This window comes from Pedobacter sp. 10L46_2 (genome assembly GCF_056395165.1).
Genome location: NZ_JBFTIZ010000047.1, coordinates 1 through 21,944 on the forward strand (window position 1 = coordinate 1; position 21,944 = coordinate 21,944).

The window sequence follows — 21,944 nt, forward strand, 5'->3', positions numbered from 1 at the left end:
GATTTAACTTGTCTTTGTGGGTTGGAATAAGTGTCATTACATATTGGTAGTCTGCACCATTACTCGTGTGCGTATCTACGAATATTTCTGGTTGCCAGATATTAAAGATTTCCTGAAAGGAATGGGAGTTCTTAGAATCTGTTTTTATGAAATCTCTGTTCAGATCGTAATTTTTACTATTTCCCCTAAAGCCATAAGCCACAGGGCCATTCTGGTTTGCCCTGGATGTACCTGTTCGGTTAAAGCTACCATCTATATTGTAAACAGGAATGATGCAGATTACAACGTCTTTAGGCAATAAGTCCCCTTTTAATAAATCTCTGGCCAGCATCATGCTGGCATCTATACCTTCGGGCTCTCCGGGGTGTATGCCATTGTTTATTAGTAAAATACGCTTGTTGCTTTTTCTTATGGCAATAGGATCAAATATTTTGTCTTTTGATAAAACCAAAAGGTGCAGGGGTTTGCCAAAGTCAGTGTTCCCATAGGTAAATAACTTAGCCTGTTCGTATGTCTTATCTAACTGTTCATAGTGCTTAATGGCTTCATAATAAGTTGCTGTTTCTTTTTTGTCGCTTAATTCGTATGGCGTTAATTGTGCTGATGTATCCATTGCTATTAATAAAAGTAAGATGATGAGATAGGGCTTCATTAGCGTTGGGAAAATGCCGGGTTAATACAGTGTTTTTGTGGAAAGTCCCATTGGTCCAAATTGATACCTGATGCCGATAGAAAAATAAGTGTAGATGTCTGTATGGGAAGTTTCTTCTCTTCCATCTAAACCTCCATCAAGGCTAATGGTGCTTTGATAGTTTGCATTGATCCCATATCTATAATAACCGGCTTTATTAGGAAAGTAATAAGTGTATCCAATATTAAGAGGAATGATGATGTCTTTTGTTTTCGGGGTTTCGGCACCGCTTATGTTATTTAATATGCCTCCTAAACCAGCGCCCATATATAACCCTTTTATAGTGTTAGAAAAACCATTTCTTTTATAATCAATTAAAGCACCCAGGTAGAGTTTTGCATTAATTGTTAATGATTTGTAAGCGTTAACAAATTGTGGCGTCTCAAAGGCAGGATCTCTGCTTTCACCTTTAATCCGACCTATCTGTCCTTCTCCGCCGAGACTAATGAAAGGGGTAAAAAAGAATTCGCCAACACCGTAAATAGACTTTCCAAACTTATACTTTTCATAGTCTGTAAACGATTGGGTAAGCCCGCCGCCGCCGCCCAGGCTAAGTTTGTAAAAGTTAGATTGCGCTGTAGCGGTTAAACAAAGTAAAAGAGCCAGGATTGAGGTAAATATTGCTTTCAAAGTTTCTTCTTTAAGTTTCGAACCTATTTAGTAATCTTATATATAACTTTGTTTTTTCTATATGAATATGCTAAAATATCAAAATAATAACAAAACACTTCAAGGTAGGTTCACAAAGTACGTCCAAATTGATACACAATCAGACCCATTATCTGAAACCACGCCATCAACAGCCAAACAAAAGGATCTGGGAAAGGTTCTTGTTGAAGAACTTTTGGAAATGGGAATTACAGACGCACATCTTGACGATTTTGGCTATGTGTACGCGACCATACCTGCTACTACAGAAAAAGAGGTTCCTGTAATTTGTTTCTGTTCGCACATGGATACTTCTCCTGATTGCAGCGGTAAAAATGTGAAACCCATTATTCATTCCAATTATCAAGGACAGGACCTGGTACTTCCTGATGATGAATCAATCATTTTGAAAATGGAAGAACATCCAGATTTAAAAGACCAGATAGGGAATGATATTATTACCGCAAGCGGAACAACACTTCTTGGAGCAGATAACAAAGCCGGACTTGCCGAGATCATGGAGGCAGCATCCTTTTTAATATCGCATCCTGAAATTAAACACGGAAAAATCAGGATCCTGTTTACACCTGATGAAGAGATTGGCCGCGGGGTAGATAAAGCAGATTTGAAAAAGCTTGGTGCTGATTTTGCATATACGATTGATGGCGAAACTTTAGGCTCAATAGAAGATGAAACATTTTCTGCTGATGGAGCTGTATTAACCATAAACGGTGTGAGTACGCATCCAGGCTTTGCTAAAGGGAAAATGGAAAGCGCAATAAAGATCTTGTCTGATGTAATTAGTGCATTGCCTGCAGATTGTCTTTCTCCTGAGTCGACAGAGCTTAAAGAAGGGTTTATCCATCCTGTTACTTTTGGAGGAAGTGTAGAGCAGGCCGAAGCCCGCTTTATTCTTCGTGCTTTTAATGATGAAGAATTAAGTGCTAATGGCGAATTATTGGATGCTACAGTTCAGAATATTATTGAAGATTTTCCAAACTCTACCTATGAGTTAAAAATAACTCCTCAGTACCGTAATATGAAACAAGTATTGGATCAATACCCTCAGGTAATCGAATGCGGCATTGAAGCGATTAAAAGAGCAGGAATTATGCCTAAGCAGCAAAGTATCAGAGGCGGTACTGATGGTTCACGTCTTTCATTTATGGGTTTACCTTGTCCTAATATTTTTGCCGGAGAGCATGCTTTTCATGGTAAACAAGAGTGGGCATCGGTACAAGACATGGAAAAAGCAGTTCAAACCATTGTAAATATTGCCTCCATTTGGGAAGAAAAAGCTTAGGCTAATGGGGTAAACGGTGTCTTAATAATCCGTAAACAAATGTGCCCAATAGCGAACCAATTATTACTACTATCATAACCAGGTAGCCTTGTCCGAGCAGCACAAAAACTGGCCCCGGACAAGCGCCTGTAAGTGCCCATCCCAATCCAAAAATGGTGCCGCCAAATAAATATCGGCGCCATGATTTTTCCTTATCTGTAAATGAAATTGGGTTTCCTTCAACATCACGGGATTTCAATTTTTTCATTAGCCAAACCGCAATTACACCTGTAATTACGGCGGTGCCCATAATGCCAAACATATGGAATGATTGGAATCGGAACATTTCCTGAATGCGATACCAGGATATGGCTTCTGATTTACTCATAATAATGCCAAACAGTGTGCCGGCAAGAATATATTTAACTGATTTGATCATGAGTTAATGATTAAAATAGAAGTGGGAAAATTAAATGTGTCATTACCAGGCCACCAATAAAGAAGCCAATAACCGCAATAAGAGAAGGAATTTGCAGGTTAGACAAACCGCTAATGGCGTGGCCTGATGTACAACCGCCTGCATAACGTGTTCCAAAACCAATTAAAAAACCTCCTCCAAGAAAAATCAGCAGCCCTTTCCCTGTTGCCAGAAAATCCCAGTTAAATAATTGCGAAGGCACAATGTTTCCGTCGAACTGAATGTTAAGTTTTTGAAGGTCCTGAATAGTTGTCTCCGATAAATTTAAAGGAACATCTGATTGAAGCCAGTTCGCAGAAATGAAACCGCCAATTACGGAGCCAATCAGAAAAAGTAAGTTCCATCTTTGTGCTTTCCAGTCAAAATTAAAAAAACTTACCCATTTGCCTGCTCCCAGTATGCTGCACATGGTTCGCAGATTTGATGAAAAGCCAAAAGATTTTCCAAAAAAAATCAGAATTACCATTATAAAACTGATGGCCAGGCCTGATGTATACCATGGCCAGGGTTGTTTAATAAGTTCAAGCATAGTGTTTATTTGCTTAATGTTAACCGTGCTAAATATTGATCGTGATCGTCTTCAAAAACTATTTCGGCATCCCAGCCAGATTGCTGAGCAATGTCTTTAAGCGTTTTTTGGTCTACATAAACCCATTTAAACCAATTGCCTTTAATGCTTTTATATTCGTACCTGAAACTTACCTCTCCATAATACCCGTTAAGAGGAAAGGGTATTTCCTGATAGAGATAAGATAGGTCGGAACTATCAAATACCAATTGCCCGCCAGGATTTAAGAGACCCTTCACGTGCTTTAAAAAAGCCTTTAGCCCTGCAATTGATCCTGTAAGGCCAATGCCATTCATCATAAAGAGGAGCGTGTCGTAAGTATCTTCTTTATAGGTAAGGATGTTTCCTTCGATGGCCTGTTTTAACCCTCGTTGTTTCATAATGGTAACCGCAGGACCAGAAATGTCCATTCCGGTTACATTTAACCCGCGTTTTTGCAAAATGAGCGCATGACTACCCACGCCAGCACCAACATCAAGTACTTTTCCATTGCACAATGCTAAAGCCTTAAGCTCCAGTTCCGGCATTTCCTCTTCCCCTCTAAAGTAAACATCTACCGGCATTTCTTCCGGCTCATCATAAGAGTCCTGCCCAAATAGCCAAACTCTTTTTTGCCCGGCAATTAACCTGCCGGCTAAGGAATTAGCCGTTGCATAACCGACCATTAAAATGGTGTTTTTCCGATCGGTGATGCTGTTTCTGATGTGATGTCTAACCCTACCGCCCTCTGCCATTCCGGATGAGGATATAATTACGCAAGGGCGATCATCACTATTCAGCGCTTTGGATTCTTCAACGCTCTCTATAAATTTTAAACCTCTGAAATCGAAGATATCATGGTCTACTTTGAAAACCTCTTTAACACCATTGTTGTATACTTCCGGGTGGTCTTTTAATACCTGAGTCGCTTCAAATGAAAGAGGGCTGTCTACATAATAGCGGACATCGGGCAATTGGTTTTTAAGCTCCAGTCCATTTAGTGCATAAAGTAGTTCCTGAGTACGACCTACACTAAAAGCCGGTATAATTACTTTCCCTTTTTTGATCTCGCATGTATTCTTAATAATCTGCAATAACATATTCTCTATGGGCTCCAGATCAACATGCAGGGAATCGCCATAGGTAGATTCCATGATGATATAATCGGCCTGAGGAAATGTTTGCGGACTTTTTAACAGTAAATCCCCATAACGGCCAACGTCTCCACTAAAAGTGATATGCGTTACCTTTCCATCTTCAGTTATTTTTAGATGGACCGCTGCACTGCCAACAATGTGTCCTGCATCGGTAAACCGTAGGGTTATGTTAGGGTCTATTTCAAAATCCTGATCGTAGGAAACCGTTTTAAACAAACTAAGCGTTTTGTTAACATCCTTGTCTGTGTACAGCGGCATTTCCTGATCTTCTACACGCTTAATTTTCCTGTTTGCATATTCTGCATCCTGCATTTGTATTTTGGCCGAATCCAATAGTAAGATCCTGGCCAGATCACGCGTTGCAGGAGTACAATATATAGGCCCATTAAAACCTTCAGAAACCAACTTAGGCAGCAATCCGCAATGGTCTATGTGCGCATGAGATAAGATCATGTAAGTAACCTTTGCAGGATCAAATCCGAAGGACTCATTTAAGCCCTCTGTGATGTCGCCCATGCCCTGAAAAAGGCCGCAGTCCAATAAAATTTGAGTCTCGTTATTTAAGGTAATAAGGTGTTTACTACCAGTTACAGCGCGTGCTGCACCATGAAAAGCAATCTTCATTCAGAATATATTACGCTCTTACTTTTGCAATGGTATCTTTCACTTTATCTGAAACATCTGCAAGCTTGTCTTTAGAAGAATCTAATAAATCGYAGAACCAATCGGTTACTTTGCCTTTCATTTCACCATCTTTATCTGATGATAGTATTACTGCTATTGCTGTGCCAAGAGCTACTCCTGCCAATATACCTGCAATTATTTTAGTTTCTTTCTTCATAATGATATTCGTTTATGAAAGTTAAACAAAAATAAGGCCGAATGGTTCTCTTGTTTTACATTTTTCTTAATGCAGTCCCTGCAATTGAATCAGTATCTTTAACAGATGTTAAAGTCCATATCCTATATAAATATTGCGTTAGCTATTGTATACTTTTTGTTCTATTTGCTAAACAGCACATCTTATGCGATGATTGGCATTTTCACGGTAATTGCTTTTAGTGGCCTGACCGTCAGAAATGCGGAGAAAGACATAAAACCTACAACAATATATTTTATTCTTGGATTGCCTGTGTTGGTGTTTGCTGGTTTTTTGGCAATATGGACCTACAATGTAATCGTGGCTTCATTTGAACATAATTATTTTGGGAATAGCTGGCTATATATTGCCATTAGTGCTTGTTTAATTGCAGGGATAATAATTCAAAGTATATTATTGCTTATCCACCGCCCTTAACTCTATTCTGAATGTCCTCGCTACCTGTTTTGCGGTCTTTTTTACTAATGTCTTGATTACCGAAACGGTAAGAAAGAGATAACATTATCCTACGACTATCAGGCCTTTTATTGGTATACATGTCTATGTTCTGATATTTTGTTTGCTCCCTGTATCTGTTAGATTGGAAAATGTCATTTACCATAAACTTAATGTTTCCCTTATCTTTCAATATGTTTTTTTGTACACCAGTTGATATTGCATAGCTTCCTTTGTAGGTTGATATACCATAAACTGAACCAGAGTAATAAAATCCACTTAATTCCATCGTGTAGCCCTTGCCGGCTTTAAATGAGTTTTGAGAGTTGAAACTAAAGCTCGTTGTATTGTTGTTAAACGTATTGTTCTGCACATTTCCTTTATACTCGTTACGAAAAATGTTTGCGAAATGTGTTCCATTCCACCATTCAATAAATGTGGTAGAAGCGGTGAAGCTAATGCCATAGTTAATGAGCCTGTTTAAGTTTTGAGGAGATTCAAAAGTGGTATTTAATGAATCTATCTGGCCGCTTAGCCAGGTAATCACATCGGTAGTTTGGTTGTAGTTTATCGCGGTAGTATATTTCCCCTTAAAGCTATGGCTCAATTGAAATGTATTGATCAGTTCTGGTTTTAAAAAGGGGTTTCCCTGATAAAAAAGCAGCGGATCTCTGAACACTCTGAACGGATTGAGGTCCCCATAATCTGGTCTTTCTATTCTTCTGCTATAAGCAGCCTGAATTTGATGATTACCGCCAATAGGCTTGTTTATAAATACACTTGGAAACAGTTGAAAGTAGCTGCGGATCAATAAAGAATCAGTAGTTATTTGATGGCCCTGTGTTCTCGTATATTCGCCTCTTAAACCTGCTTGTACACTAAAGCCTTTAAATTCTTTATTAATGTTGAAATATCCTGCATGTATCTGTTCTTTATACTTGAAATGATTGCTGCCATTACTGTCGTACTCCCAGTTGCCATTGTTTAGTACATCGTATCGGAGGTTATTGTCGGATTGTATGATGCTGCTTTTTAGTCCGCTTTCTAATTTTATTGTTTTGGTGAGGGGATCTGCGTAATCTATTTTAGCAAGATATACATCTGTTACGGCAGGGATATATCCTCGTCTGTTTGTGGTTATTCCGGCTTGTCCATCCGTTGATGGAAGTGTTGTTGTCTTTAAATTTAGATTAGAAGTAAAGCTATTACTCGCAAAATCAGCATCGGCTGAGAATGTCCTGCCTTCTTTTTTAAATTTATGAAGGTAGTTAACATTGTATGTTAAGTTTTTCCAGTTCTGCTGGTCGTAATTGGTTGTAGCCATACGACTAATTATTGTCCCATCACCAGAAATTAGCCTGTTTCCAGTCTTGCTATCATGTGTGTATTTCCCAACATTACCATTTATAAGCAACCCGATTGTATTGGAACTGTCAAGCTCGTAATCAAGCCCAAGCCTGAAGTTATTTGTATGTAGTGGCTCATCGGTTTCTGTATCCTGATAAGAAGCCCGGCTTGCGATACCTCCTGCATTGCCGTTATCATAAAAGCGTCTAACAAAATCCAGGTATTCTGTTTCGCCACGATAACCGTAATCATAGCTGCCATAAACATTTACCTTGTCGTTTCTGTAGTTTAAACTTAGTGCACTGCCATAGCGTGCATTCCTGCTAGCCCCTCCGTTTAAAGAGACTGACCCATTTAAACCGGTTTTCATATTTTTCTTCATCTGGATATTGATGATACCACCATTTCCGGCCGCGTCATATTTAGCAGATGGATTGCTCATGATTTCTATTTTTGAAATAGAAGAAGAATTAGTTCCTTTTAATAAGGTGCTTAACTCTTTTGGAGAGAGATAAGTTGATTTTCCATTGATCATCACTAACACACCAGAACGGCCTTTTAACGAAATCTGGCCATCTTCACCAACTTTAACACCGGGAGCCCTTTCAAGAAGTTCTAACGCCGTATTGCCTTCAGATAAGATGCTGTTTTCTACATTAATTACTGTTTTATCTATTGTCTGTTCTACTAACTTTTTCTGTGCCGAGATCACTACTGCATTTAGTAATTTGCTGTCCTCCTTTAATTTTAAAAGGCCAAGGTCCAGTATTCTGTTTTCTACGGATATAACAAATGATTGAGTAGTGAGCGGATGATAGCTTACCCCGGTAACCTTTACAAGGTATTTTCCATCAGGGACAGCCGAAAATGTGAATTTTCCAGTTGAGTCACTTAATGCTCCTTTTACCATTTTTCCATCTTCGTAGAGCAAGCCTACAGAAACATATTCTATAGGTATGCCCTGGGGATCAACTACCTTGCCCGATATATTGCCTTTGGTTTGTGCATAGCAAGGGAGTTGAAAAGCGATAAATGCCATTTGCAAAATAAAGGGTAATAGGAATCCTGTAGAAAGCTTTGGGCCTCCTGTACTATATGTTTTCATAGGTTTTCTTTAAGAAAGTATTGGAACGAGTTTATTTTTTTTTGCTGCTTTTTTTCTTTTACCCCACCAAACATAGAAACCAGTAACAGGTAAACTGGCACATATCAGGCTGGCAAAAAAATAAATGATCTTTGTTGTAAGGCCAGCAAATGCTCCTACGTGTAAGCCATAATTAGACCGGCGGATCCAGGATGCAAGGTCTTCGTCTCTTAATCTTTTACTTGAAGCAGGTAACTCCGCAAGTGTGTGCTGATCCAGATAAACATCGCGCCATGTTCCTCTGTACATATCCGTACACACATAAATCGGATCTGATGCTTTCTCTGGAAAATGCATCAGAATATCATTGCGTTCGTGTTCAGCAATTTCGTTTATGCCTTTATGCCATGCCTTATCAACCTGTGAAAGCATATTTGATTTGGAATTGCTTGTTGTGTCAGACAACGCCTGTATACGAGGCTTATCTTCTCCACCAGCCATCCAGTATACACTTTTGTTAAACCAGGTGAAGCTCATCATTAGTGCTGTAAATGCCATAATAATGGCTATAATGATGGAATAAAAACCGAGCACATTGTGTAAGTCGTAATTTACCCGTTTAAATTTTGCACGCCATTTTATTTTAAAACTCTGCTCGCGTGTTTTTTTAGTCCATTTTTTTGGCCACCATAATATAAGGCCACTTATAAGGAGAAAAAAGAAGATGAAAGTGGCCCATCCTACCACTTGATGGCCTATTTTTTCTGGCAGCCACATATAATAATGTCCATCTTCAAAAAAATGGAAGATGTCTTCATGATCAACCATGGCAACCACATTTGCAGTATAAGGGTTTACATAGACAATGGAATCTGATTCATGAATGGTAAGTTGTGCAGTCCTGTTTTCTCCGTAATACCATACTGATTCCACTTCCTTGCCTGGCAAAGTTTTTTGAACGGCTTTGTAAAGCACAGAAGGGGGTAAAAACTGATCAGCATCTATAGTTTTTCGGGCGTGTAGCCATGGTGAGCTAATGCTTTTTATTTCTTGTTTAAATACCAGGACGCAGCCAGTAATGCTTAGGATAAATACTATAATTCCGGATGCTAATCCAAGCCATAAATGAAACCAGGCATTGATCTTTTTGAAAACCATTTATCAAGTCAAAAGTTATATCTACTATTTCAGTTTTTCTATACGAAGGATGTAATCGATGCCACCTATAAATTCAACACCTTTTGTTAATTTCTCAGTAGCCGGATCATACTCCCAAATGTAGTCTCTGTCGGCAGCATTAACCGCAATAAAGGCTTTTCCATCTTCAACAATTACTCCATTTACCATTCGTTCACCTTTATCCACGGGCAGATCTAATTTTCTAACAAGGGTGCCATTTTTCACGTCAATAACACGGAAGTAATGATCTGCATCAATGGACTGTCCGGCTATCCGTGATCTTACAATAGCTTTTCCATTACCAATGTACCACATTGCCGGAGCCATTTCATTGTTAGCAGCAGCGGAAAAATTGAAGAAATAGCTAGGGTCAATTTCTGTTTGTCCGTTTTTAATCCGGTACATTGCTGCAGGTGATTTGTAATCATATACATTTACCGGATCACTAATGAAATACAAGTCATTGTTTTCATCAACAAAAGATGATGGAGCATAAACACTTGGTCCGCCAAGCCCCGTGGTACGCGTATCCGCTAATGATTTTTCCACAACCATAGTCGAATAATCTATAACAGCTACAAATGATTTTTGATAAACAGGCATGTTAGGATACTGAGACCAGTCATTAGACCCGAAACCATATCCCAGAAATAATTTGTTAGCCCTGTATTCAGCAAAGCCGATACTATAGGTCTGAAATCCAGAAGGGATGGCTTCAAGGCCAAGTGTGCCAGTTTTAATGGTCATTTTATCTACCTTAACTACCGCATAACGCGCTTCTCCATTACCTTCTCCGAAAATAACCAACGTGTTATTATCTGCCCAGGCATAAGAACTCCAGTTTAACCATGCAAAAGGAATTTCTTTGTCTATGATCAATGATCCATTTTCTACGTGATATTTTCCTAAACGCCCGCTATTGGCATTTGCATGATAGTAAAAGCCATCTTTCTGCACTACATCCTGCGCATATACTTTTCCTGTCATTTCCGCACCATTGCCCTTTAAGCTAATTGTACCGCTGGTTAATGAAGGAATGCTGGTGATGTAATAAGCAGTATTCGGCCAGCTGCCCACACATAGAATTGCAGCGTATTTCGTTCCTTCTTCTACGTTACCAATGTCTCTTTTTTCGCATCCGCTAACTGATATGAGCATTAATGCAACCAGTAGCAGTTTTGGTGTATAGTAAAATAATTTATTCATGCTTATTGTGTGAAATATTAATTTATTGAATGAAATATCTGAGTTTAACGGAGAATGACCTGCCAGGTTTTTGTAGTTTAAAGTTGTCGTAGGCAAGGTGATCTGTTAGGTTTCTGCACTCTGCAGAAATGTTGTACTTCCCTTTTTGAAGGGAATAACTTAGAGAGGCGTTATGGATAAATTGTGTAGGAATGTCTGATTTTCCATTTGGATTTCCTTTACTTTCCCAGGTCAGATAGAACCAGTTTACATACTGTGTAAACCAGTTAAATTGCAAACGGGTATCTTTTCCAAGGATGTTGTCTTGACCAATGGTGAAGTCGGCGTTTCCGAATAACCACGGCTGATTAGGGATTTTATTTTTATACGTTCCTTCAATATAGTAAGATTCCGTCTGCCCAAATTTTGTTGTATTTATTGCATTTTGATAGGTAAGGTTTAATGTTAGGGAAAGAAGCTGAGCGTAGTTATATCTTACCTCAGATTCAAAGCCTGTAATGCGAACGCTTGACTGGTTTTCGTTTTTTAACAATTTAGAACGCACATCTGGCACAGGAAAAATAAAGTCCTTCGCATTGCGGTAAAATGCCGATGCTTCAATAAAAAACGAGCTCTTATCAATTTGAAAGCCATAATATGCGCCAAAATTGATATTGTCGCTGCGCTCAGGCTTTAAGTCAGGATTACCTTGCAGGTTTAATCCGTCGCCAAACATTTCTTCCGCCTCCTGAAGTCTATAAGTATGCTCATAAGATGCCTTGATGCCGAGACCTTTGGTTAATTTATACCTTGAAGCTATGCCATACCCAAAATTTCCAAAGGCAGTATCGAGTAATGCATAGGCGCCATTAATATATTTAGCCCTTTCTAAACCAAGATGGTAGTATTTTCCAAAAACGGTGTTTACCAAACGGTTTTCTAACAAGTTCTGCTGATAGGCAAAGCCTACAATCTGTTTATTCATCAGGCCAGGAAGACTGTCGCGATCTACCTGTAGCTGATTGTAGTTTTCATTCTTTAAATGATCGAGTGTATAGTTAAGGTTTAGAGAATGCTGACTATTTATGACATAACTCAAGTTTCCCATTGCATAGGTGCGTGGTCTAACGATATTGGCGATGGTTTTAATCCCGTTGCCCATTTCAGTATAGCCTTTATCGTACCAGGTCCCATCCCAATTATAATTGCGGAACAGCGTGTCTGTGGTTTTATATGTGTCTTTGGATCTTGCTGCAAATGCACTAAAATTCAGTCCCTCGGTAAATAGGTTGTCCTTTTTATATCTTAAAGTTCCGCTTTTTGCATAGTTGGTTCTTCGAACTTTTCCATAAACCGTGTTTTGGTCGAAGCCAGTTTGCAAATCTTGATGACCTTCATTGTATCCGGCTCCAATGAAAAGCACATCTGCCCATGTTTTATTGGTGATACCTACTTCTACCTGACCAAGAGCTGATAAATAATTATCATGGAAACGTCTGACATCTGCCTTCACATACTCCGCATCGGTAACATCCGTAATGTAATTGCCATCTCTTACACCACCCACAACTACATCGACACCTTTCATTTTGTAGTTGTTTACAGATGAATTTAAAAAGCCACTTCCTTTTATGATAATCCCTGTTTTCTCATGAACATATTGGCCCGTTAGTGCCGATCGGTTGGTGCTGAATGAACCGTAACTATGACTTAGGTCAAGATAGTTGCTTACCTTTTGGTTTGTAATCACATTTACGGCTCCACCCATTGCATCTGCCCCCAATTGAACAGGTACAACCCCCTTATAAACCTCTAGGCGTTCTGCCAAGTTAACAGGAATGTTATTTAATGACATTGCACTTCCCATTACATCCATTGGGATACCGTCAATAAAAAACTTGACTTGTTTTCCTGATAACCCATTGATGGAGAATTTGAAGTCAGAACCTAATCCACCCTGCTCACGGATTCTAACACCAGTACTCCTGTTCAAAATCTGATTTAAGTCGGCAGTAGTATTTGCAAACTTTTTAGTCTCAATGGCATTTACCGAAAATCCGGACTCTTTAATCTCTCGTGTTTTAGTCTTTCCATCAATTGCTACATCGTTTAATAATCTGAGATCCCTTTTTAGAGAAAAATTGATGTTGAGTTTTTCGCCCTCCTTCAGTGTTATCCGTCTCGATTCTGCAATATAGCCGAGGTAGCTTATCTGAATGGTATAGGCTCCTTTTACGAGATTAGTTAATTCAAAATACCCTTTAGAATCAGTTGTGATTCCGGTTTTTGTATTTTTTAATACAACAGAAGCGCCGGAAATGGTTGTGGTGCTATCCTTTACAATTCCAGAGATGGAAGAATTTTGTGCGAACACATAAGATGATAGAGCGGTAAAGAATATTGAAAGTAAAGTTTTACGATATAGCATTATTTTAATATTGTGTATTTATACTGTAAGTAGCATAACCACGACTTCCCCGAAGGTGGGAAAGCAAAAAATATTAAAATAGTTTAATTCTAAGGATTCAGTTTATCGATGCGCATAATGAAATCGGTATTGCCCGCCAGTTCAAGCCCTTTCTTTAAGTCATCTGTTTTGGGGTTATAAATCCAGATAAAGTTGCCTTGAGTGCTTGAATTGACCGCAATGTAGGCCATATTATCTTTAACAATAATACACTCTCTTCTTGTTCCCTTATCTAGGGGAAGGTTAAGTTTTTTAATAACTCTTGCTGCGGCCAGATCAATCAGATAAAATTCAAAATGAGCGGTGCTATAATGATCGCCTAATCCCTTAAAAAGGTCCTTTCTTTCACTTCTGATGATGGCTTTGTTGTTGCCAATATACCACATGCCATAAGCATGGTTATTTATTAATGACGAAGAGATGTTGATAAAGTAGTCCTTATCCAGGCTTTCATCACCTGCTTTGATTCTAAATATTCCGCTAGGTAGGTCGGGGCGATTGCCAAGAGCTATTCCCGGACACGACATGAAGTAATAATTGTTGTGCTCATCATTAAAGGAATAAGACTGTACCGTGTTTATGCCCCCCGGATAGGTGGAACGGGTATCTTTATCGATCTTTAAAAGATTCATTTGCGGATAGCCCAACTCGGCAATGTAAGTGGTGTCGCTTGTGGTATAATTGGAGGAACTTAATTGCTGGTGGTACGTATAACCAACGAAAAAGTGATTTTTACGCAGCTCTACAAACCCAATTGACATAGAAGTAAGCTTACCAGAAGGCTGGGGAATTGCGAGGCTGCCTGAAGATAGCAGATCCATCTTTCCGGTTTCAATCAGAACGTATTTTGCCTGCTTAAAACCTTTAATGTCCAATCCTGTTAATAGCAAGGAGTCTTTACCTACCCATAAATAATTCTCTATTGAAAAATCTTTTAGCGGGATAGATGCAACAGTATGTAAAGAATCCTTTTGTACGTTGTATTTAGATAATTTAGCTTTCTTTCTGTTTAGATGGTAGTAGCTACCGTCTTTAACAATGATGTCTCTGTCCATTGCTTTTGCATCTAACATTGCCCCTTGTTGTTCAGGTAATATTTTTCCGCTGTCTAAGGAGTTGGTTTCAACGATATATTCTTTACCATCTTTTCCAAGAATATACATGCTGTAATTTTTGCCCGCCAGCATGTTGCTGGTTTCTGGTTGTTGGGAGCAGGAATAAAGGAATAATGATAAGGTGGCTGATGTTAATAAAAGAATAACCTTTTTAACAGATTTATATATTGTTTTTTCTTGCAAGGATGATTTGTTTTATTAGATACTGAACTGATTTATGATTTGTTTTTGTAATACAGGCGGCAAGTCCATCAGGTTTCTTTCGCTAACTACAATGATCTTATCCTCGTCTGTTTTACCGTTAAGGATAATGTAAGTTTGACCCCCTTTTAAGGATATTTTTTTATCAGTTCCTTTAAATTTAAGCTCTACATCTTTTTTAGGAGAAATCAACATACTCCCCGATAGGTCAACGGAGCCTGTAGCATAATTTATTTTAGCAAGTGTATTTGGGCCAACGGAAATATTATAGCCTTTAGAATCAAGATGCCTAACGCTTATTGCTGAAGTATTATCGACAGACACAAATTGAGGCGAATCATTTTTTGTCTTTATTGTAAATTGATAAAAACCCAAGCCTAGTAATCCTAAAACTATTGAAGCCGCAACTGCGCCTTTCCAGAATGAAAGCGAATGGCTTTTGGTAATGCTTTCCTTAGCGGGTGCGGGAGCTATTTCATTCCAAATAGCAGCCTTGTGGGCTGCCTTGTCTTCGCCAACCGGAAGATCCAGCTCTTCTGCCGAGTCATCTGCAAACAACCAATCCTCTACCGCCTTGCGTTCCTCTTGAGTGCACTCATCTCTATGGTATCTCTCTATCAGTTCTTGATTGATATTCATATGGCTTTACAGTTACCTGGTTTTAGGTCTTTTTGGTAAAAGTAACATAAACTTATATAAAATTAGCGCTTTAAATGTAAGTAGCATAACGCTGTAATTTCCGTAAGCTTTATTGAAAATTAATTATTATAGGGTGCAAGTTTAACTTTAAGCACGCTCATTGCTTTGGTAATATGATATTCTACTGCACGCTCTGTAATCAGAAGAGCAGAGGCAATTTCTTTATTGCTAAGCCCTTGCTCGCGACTCATCTTGTAAACTCTTTTGCATTGGCATGGCAACGTATCAACAAGGATATTTACCTTTTCTTTAAGGTTGTTAAATAAAACATGCTCTTCGGTACAATTGCTTGATGGGCATGAATATTGCATTTTGATGCTTACATGCTTCTGCCTGCTAACTTTATTTCTGATGTATTCGAATGTTTTAAATTTAGCAGATCTGATTAGATAGTTGCTTACTTTTTCGAGTTCAAGCTCATGGCGGCGTTCCCAAAGTGATTTAAAAATATCCTGAACCATCTCTTTTGCAGGTTCTATTTCGCGGATATTGTTGTAGCAAACAGCGTAGACTTTTTCCCAATACAGATTATATACGGTTTCGAACGCTTGTTCGTCGATCCGTAGAGGATTGGTGCAATAATCTGTAGGTTTTCTGTCTGACAATGCCCTCGCGTTTTGTGATTCGGGCCAAATATAGCTTATTTAGATTTATTATAAACAATAGAATGAAGAATTATTTAAAGCAATAGAATAATTCATTAAAACAGAAGTATAATGCATTGTTTGGAGCAAGGTAACGCACTAATTTAGATTTATGATTAAAAGTATAAATATACAGGATGCAAGGTTTCCGTTAGCTAAGGGTGCAGGCAGTGATGCCATTCATCGTGATCCCATATATTCTTATGCAGTAACCAATCTGGTTGATGACGGCGGTTTAGTGGGAACAGGTTTTGCATTTACGCTTGGAGAGGGAAATGATCTTGTTTGCAAGGCTGCGCAGTTCTATGCAGATCAGCTAAAAGGAAGAGATATTGAAGAACTAATGTCTGATTTTGGAAGCGTATTTAATCAGCTGTCCAATGAGCAGCAGTTTCGTTGGCTTGGACCACATAAAGGTATAGTGCATTTGGCTCTTGCCTCTGTTACCAATGCATGTTATGATCTTTGGGCTAAAAAGAGAGGAGTGCCACTTTGGAAATTGTTAAATGATTTATCACCACAAGAAATAGTAAATACACTTGATCTGTCTTATTTAGAAGATGAGCTTACGGCCGCTCAGGCTTTACAATTATTAAAAGATAATGAGGCAGGTAAAGAGGCTCGCAAACAAATTGTTACCCAGGGCTATCCAGGGTACGATACTTCAATAGGCTGGTTTAATTATACAGATGAGAAGGTTCGCGAAAATTGTAAGAAAGCCATTGCTGAAGGCTTTACGGCTATGAAACTGAAAGTGGGCAGTTCAGACCCGCAGAGAGATATCCGCCGATCGCATATTGTGCGTGAAGTAGCCGGAGATGATGTAAAAGTTATGCTGGATGCAAATCAGCAGTGGACATTACCGCAAGCACTAAAAATATGCAAAGAGCTGCGAGGCATGAATCCTTACTGGATAGAAGAACCAACTCATCCGGATGATGTACTTGCACATAAAACACTGGCCGATGCTATTGCCCCAACCAAACTTGCATTAGGAGAGCATGTACCAAACCGCATTATCTTTAAGAACTATTTGCAAACCAGGTCTGCAGGTTTTATGCAGGTTGATGCAGTAAGGGTGGGCGGTGTAAGTGAATTTATTACTGTTAGTCTGCTTTGTCGTAAATATGGAATTCCAGTGGTGCCACACGTAGGCGATATGGGTCAGCTTCATCAGCATTTAGTGCTATTTAATCACATTACAATGGGCCATGAAGCTTTGTTCCTGGAGCACATTCCCCATTTGCAAAAGCACTTTGTGCATCCTGTGATTATAGAGGGCGGGGTTTATAAAACACCAATGGAACCCGGCAGCAGTTGCGATTTGAAACCCTTAAATTAAACCTCAGAAAAATATATGCGATGTTAAAATCACTAGACTTAAGCATTAGTATCCTGTATATACTTGGTATTTTAGCTATAGGCTTATGGGCGGGGATCAGTCATCGGCGCAAAAGCAAAGCGAATGCTGCCGGCGAGTATTTTCTGGCTGGTAAAACGTTAAAATGGCCGGCTATAGGACTGGCGCTGTTTGCGACAAATATTTCTACAGTCCATTTGGTTAGTCTGGCGCAAAGCGGCTTTGATAGTGGTTTGCTTAATGGTAATTTCGAATGGATGGCGGCGTTTACACTTATTCTGTTGTCGCTGTTTTTTGTCCCATTTTATATTAAGTCGGGAGTTGCTACGCTACCCGATTTTCTGGAAAAGCGCTACGACCGCTCCAGTCGCGACTGGCTGGCTGTCATTTCAGTAGTATCTGCAATAATTATCCATATCGCGTTCTCTATGCTGGCGGGTGGTATTGTATTGAAAACCCTGTTTGGACTTAACATGTATGTAAGCGTGATTGTAATTTGTATAATCACAGCTATTTATACCATTATAGGCGGGCTAAAAGCCGTTGTTGTAACAGAATCTATCCAAACAGTTGTTTTGCTTGCAGGAGCCTTTATTATCAGCTATGCTGCCTTTAATAAAATGGGCGGATGGGAACCAATGACTGATGTATTAAAAAACAAAGGTGAGATGGATAAACTTTCGATGCTGCGCCCACATGGCGATAGCAGCGGAATGCCCTGGTATACCGTGTTTTTGGGTTATCCTATTTTGGGTATTTGGTATTGGTGTGCAGATCAGACCATTGTACAGCGCGTGCTTGGTGCTAAAGATGAAAATCATGCAAGAGTAGGGCCTTTATTTTGTGGGTTTATAAAAATTTTACCTGTTTTTATTTTCGTGCTGCCAGGCTTGTTTGCTTATACTTTAGTGCAGACCGGCCATTTAGATGTAAGCAGTTTAGGTGTTGATGATAAGGGAAATGTAAACTCAAAGGGCATTTATACGCTTATGATTACTCAGCTGCTGCCTTCAGGATTGATTGGTGTTTTAGTAGCGGCCCTTTTATCGGGCTTAATGAGTCAGGTTTCAGGAGCCTTAAATTCCATTTCAACAATGGTTAGTTATGATATGTATCAGCGCTATCGCCCCGAGGCATCAGATAAACAATTGATCAGGATAGGGAAAATAGCTGCAGGTATTGCTCTTGTATTTTCATTAGGATTGCTGCCTTTATTAAATAGATACGAAAGCATATTTAGTGGAATCAATGATATTATAGCGCACATTGCGCCGCCAATAACCTGTGTGTTTTTGTTGGGCGTATTTTGGAAAGGAGCATCTGCCCAATCAGCCAAATTAACCTTATGGATCGGGTCTGTTCTGGGAGTAGTTGTATTTGCTATCAATAAGATATTTCCTGAAACCCTAATTGGCCATATACCATTTATGATGATGGCATTTTAYCTTTTTTGCACCTGTGTGATTATTCAGGTAAGCTTTTCTTATATCTATCCTGTGCAACATACCGAAGAGAGCGCACAGCTTTATTGGAAATCGCCATGGGAACCTTTGCAGGGGACTGCCTGGAAGGGATTAGGAAATTACAAAGTGCTGTCGGGCTTGCTTTTATTAGTGACAGGTGTATTGTATTGTATATTCAGATAAAATGAAAAGATATATTCTCATTGTGTTTATTACCGGCCTTTTTCTGACCGGTTGTAAAGAAGAAACCAAGCAGGCTAATGTTAAGCGATTTGGTTCTGTAACAGGTTTAAAGCCCGAAAAATTGGATTACTATAAGCAATTACATGCCAATGCCTGGCCATCCGTTTTAAAGAAAATAAAAGAATGTAACATCAGGAATTATTCGATTTATCTGGAAAAGATAGGAGATGCTTATTATTTGTTCAGCTATTTTGAATATACGGGTGTTGATTTTGATGCGGATATGAAGAAGATGGCGGATGATCCGGAAACCCAAAGATGGTGGAAAGAAACAGATCCTTGCCAGCAACCATTGCCCGAAGCAGCGGCTAAAAAGCAAGTGTGGACAGATATGGAACAGGTTTTCCATACAGATTAAGATTTATAGAAAAAATATTGAATATGCAATTATTATCCGGTAAAGTTATTTTCCTCACGGGAGGTTCAGCAGGGATTGGTTTTGAGTGTGCAAAGGCTTACGCCGAGGCCGGTGCAAATGTGGTTGTTGCGGCATCTTCGCCTGAACCTGTGGAAGATGCTGTAAGGCAATTGGGTTCTGCGCATCTCGGTATTGTATGCGATGTATCTAAAGCCGATGATGTTGAAATAGCAATTGCAAAGACCTTAGCCCGCTATGGAAAATTAGATGCGATCCACAACAATGCAGGTGTGGCCTCGCCATCTAAACCTTTGCATGAGACCAGCGATGAGGAATGGGGAAATTTGATGGATGTGAATTTGAAAAGTATACTCTATACAACCCGATATGGATTTGAAGCATTAAAAGAATCTAAAGGATGTATTTTGAATACAAGTAGTCTTGTTGGAGAAATAGGACAGGAAAACCATGCAGCTTACACTGCTACCAAAGGCGCAATGAATACGCTGACAAAATCGATGGCGCTGGATTATGCACAATATAAAATCCGTGTAAATGCGGTTCTGCCAGCGGGAGTTTGGACCCCTATGCTGCGGGAGTGGAGTAAAGAGCAACCGAATCCGGCATCGATAGCACAATATTTGGACGATATACATCCTTTGGGCTATTGTCCGGAGGGAGATGTGATTGCTGATGCCTGTGTTTTTTTGCTTTCGGAAAAAGCCAGGTTTATTACGGGAACAATTTTGCCTGTTAGTGGCGGTGCGGAACTTGGGTACAGGTCTGTAAGATAAAGCCAGACTGAGCTTTAGTTATACAGATGTAAAACAGCGTTTAAACAGTTTTTGATTGTATAAACATTGTATAAACCTTGTGTTAAGATTGTATAAAAATTGCTTAAAAATTTTTGACGGAGAGCGTTTCCCGTTATTATTCTAATAATATTTCTTCAACTGTTTGACAATTAAAGATATTACACTATCTTTGCAGTCCCTAAAATTTAGGGGGAATAAATAATTGTTAAACAAATTAAATACAAGCAAGTGAATACGTTAAGTTACAAAACTGTCTCTGCCAATGCAAAAACTGTTAACAAACAGTGGGTTGTTGTTGACGCACAAGGCGAGATTTTGGGGCGCTTGTCATCGAAGATCGCAATGATCATCCGTGGTAAAAACAAGCCTGAGTATACCCCACACGTAGACTGCGGTGATAACGTTATCGTTATTAATGCAGACAAGGTTAAGTTGACCGGAAATAAATTTTCAGAGAAAATTTATACTTCTTACACCGGATACCCAGGTGGTCAGCGTTTCATTTCTCCAAAAGAGTTAATGGCTAAACACCCAAAACGTGTTATCGAGAAAGCTGTTCGTGGTATGTTACCTAAAACTAAACTTGGTGCTAAATTATACACCAACTTATATGTTTACGCAGGTTCAGAGCATCCGCACGAGGCACAATCACCAAAAACCATTAAACTTTAATTAAAGAAGAAATGTCAGTTACAAACACTTCAGGAAGAAGAAAAACAGCTGTTGCACGTATCTATTTAAAAGAAGGCAACGGCACTATTACCGTAAATGGTAAAGACCACAAAGTATATTTCCCAACGTTACCATTACAATACATTAGCTATCGCTAAAGCTATTGTTGAATTAGATGCTGAGAAAAAACCAGCATTACGTGCTAAAGGGTTAATGACCCGTGATATGCGTATGGTTGAACGTAAGAAACCAGGACGTAAAAAAGCACGTAAGAAATTCCAATTCAGTAAACGTTAATCTTAAGGAGACAAAACAATGGCAAGAACTACATATCAAGACTTATTGGATGCAGGTGTACACTTTGGTCACCTTACCCGTAAATGGAACCCAAAAATGGCGCCTTACATTTTCATGGAGCGCAATGGTATCCACATTATAGATTTAAATAAAACTTTAACTAAAACTGAAGAAGCTGCTTCAGCAATCAAACAGATCGTTAAATCTGGTCGTAAGATTCTTTTCGTAGCTACTAAGAAACAAGCTAAAGAAATTGTTGCTGAGCAAGCAAAAAAAGTAAACATGCCTTTCGTAACTGAACGTTGGTTAGGTGGTATGTTAACTAACTTTGCTACCGTACGTAAGTCAATCAAAAAGATGGTTACCATCGATAAAATGACTAAAGACGGTACTTATTCGATCCTTTCTAAAAAGGAGCGTTTAATGATTCAGCGTGAGCGTATCAAACTAGAAAGCTTATTAGGTGGTATCGCGGATTTAAACCGTTTACCAGCTGCTATCTTTTTAATTGACGTTAAAAAAGAGCACATCGCTGTTAGCGAAGCGTTGAAATTAAACATTCCAACTTTTGCAATGGTTGATACTAACTCTGACCCTTCAAACATCGATTTCCCAATCCCAGCGAATGATGATGCAACTAAATCTATCTCTTTAATTACTGATGGTATCATCAAAGCAATTGAAGAAGGTTTAGATG

General features: G+C 39.0%; 21 protein-coding genes and 1 pseudogene. 9 read left to right on the forward strand and 13 right to left on the reverse strand.

Annotated elements, in window-relative coordinates:
• Positions 1 to 652: M14 family zinc carboxypeptidase (locus AC1DDX_RS07505; protein ID WP_477621913.1), on the reverse strand; the 652-nt coding region annotated here is incomplete at its 3' end.
• Positions 653 to 673: 21 nt separating this feature from the next.
• Complete coding sequence (locus tag AC1DDX_RS07510) at positions 674 to 1,321, reverse strand: hypothetical protein (protein ID WP_172659244.1); 648 nt, start codon at positions 1,319 to 1,321, stop codon at positions 674 to 676.
• 67 nt (positions 1,322 to 1,388) lie between these two features.
• Here AC1DDX_RS07510 and pepT point away from each other — a divergent pair, with 67 nt between their 5' ends.
• The gene (gene pepT / locus AC1DDX_RS07515) at positions 1,389 to 2,642 is read left to right on the forward strand and encodes a peptidase T (protein ID WP_288881517.1); all 1,254 of its coding nucleotides are present in this window, start codon (positions 1,389 to 1,391) and stop codon (positions 2,640 to 2,642) included.
• 1 nt (position 2,643) lies between these two features.
• Here the strand turns inward: pepT and AC1DDX_RS07520 are convergent, their stop codons facing one another.
• The 4 genes from AC1DDX_RS07520 to AC1DDX_RS07535 are packed head-to-tail and all read right to left on the reverse strand — an operon-like array spanning position 2,644 to position 5,644.
• Positions 2,644 to 3,060 carry a DUF6691 family protein gene (locus AC1DDX_RS07520; RefSeq protein ID WP_172659243.1) on the reverse strand — a complete coding sequence of 139 codons (417 nt, stop codon included), beginning with the start codon at positions 3,058 to 3,060 and terminating at the stop codon, positions 2,644 to 2,646.
• A gap of 10 nt (positions 3,061 to 3,070) precedes the next feature.
• On the reverse strand, positions 3,071 to 3,628 hold the full coding sequence (locus AC1DDX_RS07525; protein WP_288881478.1) for a YeeE/YedE family protein: 558 nt from the start codon (positions 3,626 to 3,628) through the stop codon (positions 3,071 to 3,073).
• 5 nt (positions 3,629 to 3,633) lie between these two features.
• Positions 3,634 to 5,427 carry an MBL fold metallo-hydrolase gene (locus AC1DDX_RS07530; protein ID WP_477621914.1) on the reverse strand — a complete coding sequence of 598 codons (1,794 nt, stop codon included), beginning with the start codon at positions 5,425 to 5,427 and terminating at the stop codon, positions 3,634 to 3,636.
• Between the two features lie 10 nt (positions 5,428 to 5,437).
• Positions 5,438 to 5,644 carry a YtxH domain-containing protein gene (locus AC1DDX_RS07535; RefSeq protein ID WP_477621915.1) on the reverse strand — a complete coding sequence of 69 codons (207 nt, stop codon included), beginning with the start codon at positions 5,642 to 5,644 and terminating at the stop codon, positions 5,438 to 5,440.
• Between the two features lie 105 nt (positions 5,645 to 5,749).
• Here AC1DDX_RS07535 and AC1DDX_RS07540 point away from each other — a divergent pair, with 105 nt between their 5' ends.
• The gene (locus tag AC1DDX_RS07540) at positions 5,750 to 6,100 is read left to right on the forward strand and encodes a hypothetical protein (protein WP_337717125.1); all 351 of its coding nucleotides are present in this window, start codon (positions 5,750 to 5,752) and stop codon (positions 6,098 to 6,100) included.
• Here the strand turns inward: AC1DDX_RS07540 and AC1DDX_RS07545 are convergent.
• The 7 genes from AC1DDX_RS07545 to AC1DDX_RS07575 all read right to left on the reverse strand — a co-directional run bounded on the left by AC1DDX_RS07545 (position 6,084) and on the right by AC1DDX_RS07575 (position 16,000).
• Positions 6,084 to 8,570, reverse strand: coding sequence for an outer membrane beta-barrel protein (locus AC1DDX_RS07545; RefSeq protein WP_337717127.1), 2,487 nt, complete (start codon positions 8,568 to 8,570; stop codon positions 6,084 to 6,086). The two genes, AC1DDX_RS07540 and AC1DDX_RS07545, sit on opposite strands and share 17 nt — an antisense overlap.
• A gap of 9 nt (positions 8,571 to 8,579) precedes the next feature.
• On the reverse strand, positions 8,580 to 9,707 hold the full coding sequence (locus tag AC1DDX_RS07550; protein ID WP_337717129.1) for a PepSY-associated TM helix domain-containing protein: 1,128 nt from the start codon (positions 9,705 to 9,707) through the stop codon (positions 8,580 to 8,582).
• 24 nt (positions 9,708 to 9,731) lie between these two features.
• Positions 9,732 to 10,934: a DUF4374 domain-containing protein gene (locus AC1DDX_RS07555; RefSeq protein ID WP_337717131.1), complete on the reverse strand. Its 1,203-nt coding sequence runs from the start codon at positions 10,932 to 10,934 to the stop codon at positions 9,732 to 9,734.
• Between the two features lie 22 nt (positions 10,935 to 10,956).
• Positions 10,957 to 13,341 (reverse strand): TonB-dependent receptor, encoded by a 2,385-nt coding sequence (locus AC1DDX_RS07560; protein WP_172659235.1) that lies wholly within the window; start codon positions 13,339 to 13,341, stop codon positions 10,957 to 10,959.
• Positions 13,342 to 13,430: 89 nt separating this feature from the next.
• Positions 13,431 to 14,678 (reverse strand): DUF4374 domain-containing protein, encoded by a 1,248-nt coding sequence (locus AC1DDX_RS07565; RefSeq protein ID WP_337717134.1) that lies wholly within the window; start codon positions 14,676 to 14,678, stop codon positions 13,431 to 13,433.
• A gap of 15 nt (positions 14,679 to 14,693) precedes the next feature.
• Positions 14,694 to 15,335: a hypothetical protein gene (locus tag AC1DDX_RS07570; RefSeq protein ID WP_172659233.1), complete on the reverse strand. Its 642-nt coding sequence runs from the start codon at positions 15,333 to 15,335 to the stop codon at positions 14,694 to 14,696.
• A gap of 119 nt (positions 15,336 to 15,454) precedes the next feature.
• Entirely contained in the window at positions 15,455 to 16,000 is a 546-nt protein-coding gene (locus tag AC1DDX_RS07575; protein WP_172659232.1) for a sigma-70 family RNA polymerase sigma factor, read from the reverse strand.
• A gap of 151 nt (positions 16,001 to 16,151) precedes the next feature.
• Here AC1DDX_RS07575 and AC1DDX_RS07580 point away from each other — a divergent pair, with 151 nt between their 5' ends.
• From AC1DDX_RS07580 to rpsB, 7 genes and pseudogenes are all read left to right on the forward strand, one after another.
• Positions 16,152 to 17,381, forward strand: a complete 1,230-nt coding sequence (locus tag AC1DDX_RS07580; protein ID WP_337717136.1) for an enolase C-terminal domain-like protein — start codon at positions 16,152 to 16,154, stop codon at positions 17,379 to 17,381.
• A gap of 20 nt (positions 17,382 to 17,401) precedes the next feature.
• On the forward strand, positions 17,402 to 19,045 hold the full coding sequence (locus AC1DDX_RS07585) for a sodium:solute symporter (protein WP_172659230.1): 1,644 nt from the start codon (positions 17,402 to 17,404) through the stop codon (positions 19,043 to 19,045).
• 1 nt (position 19,046) lies between these two features.
• A complete protein-coding gene (locus AC1DDX_RS07590) occupies positions 19,047 to 19,463 on the forward strand; it encodes an L-rhamnose mutarotase (protein WP_172659229.1) in 417 nt (138 codons plus the stop codon).
• A 23-nt stretch (positions 19,464 to 19,486) separates the two neighbouring features.
• Complete coding sequence (locus tag AC1DDX_RS07595; RefSeq protein WP_172659228.1) at positions 19,487 to 20,257, forward strand: SDR family NAD(P)-dependent oxidoreductase; 771 nt, start codon at positions 19,487 to 19,489, stop codon at positions 20,255 to 20,257.
• A 249-nt stretch (positions 20,258 to 20,506) separates the two neighbouring features.
• Complete coding sequence (gene rplM / locus AC1DDX_RS07600) at positions 20,507 to 20,950, forward strand: 50S ribosomal protein L13 (RefSeq protein ID WP_048907936.1); 444 nt, start codon at positions 20,507 to 20,509, stop codon at positions 20,948 to 20,950.
• Positions 20,951 to 20,961: 11 nt separating this feature from the next.
• Positions 20,962 to 21,247 (forward strand): annotated as a pseudogene (rpsI, locus tag AC1DDX_RS07605) (30S ribosomal protein S9).
• Between the two features lie 18 nt (positions 21,248 to 21,265).
• On the forward strand, positions 21,266 to 21,944 hold a 679-nt coding region (gene rpsB, locus AC1DDX_RS07610; RefSeq protein ID WP_477621916.1), incomplete at its 3' end, for a 30S ribosomal protein S2.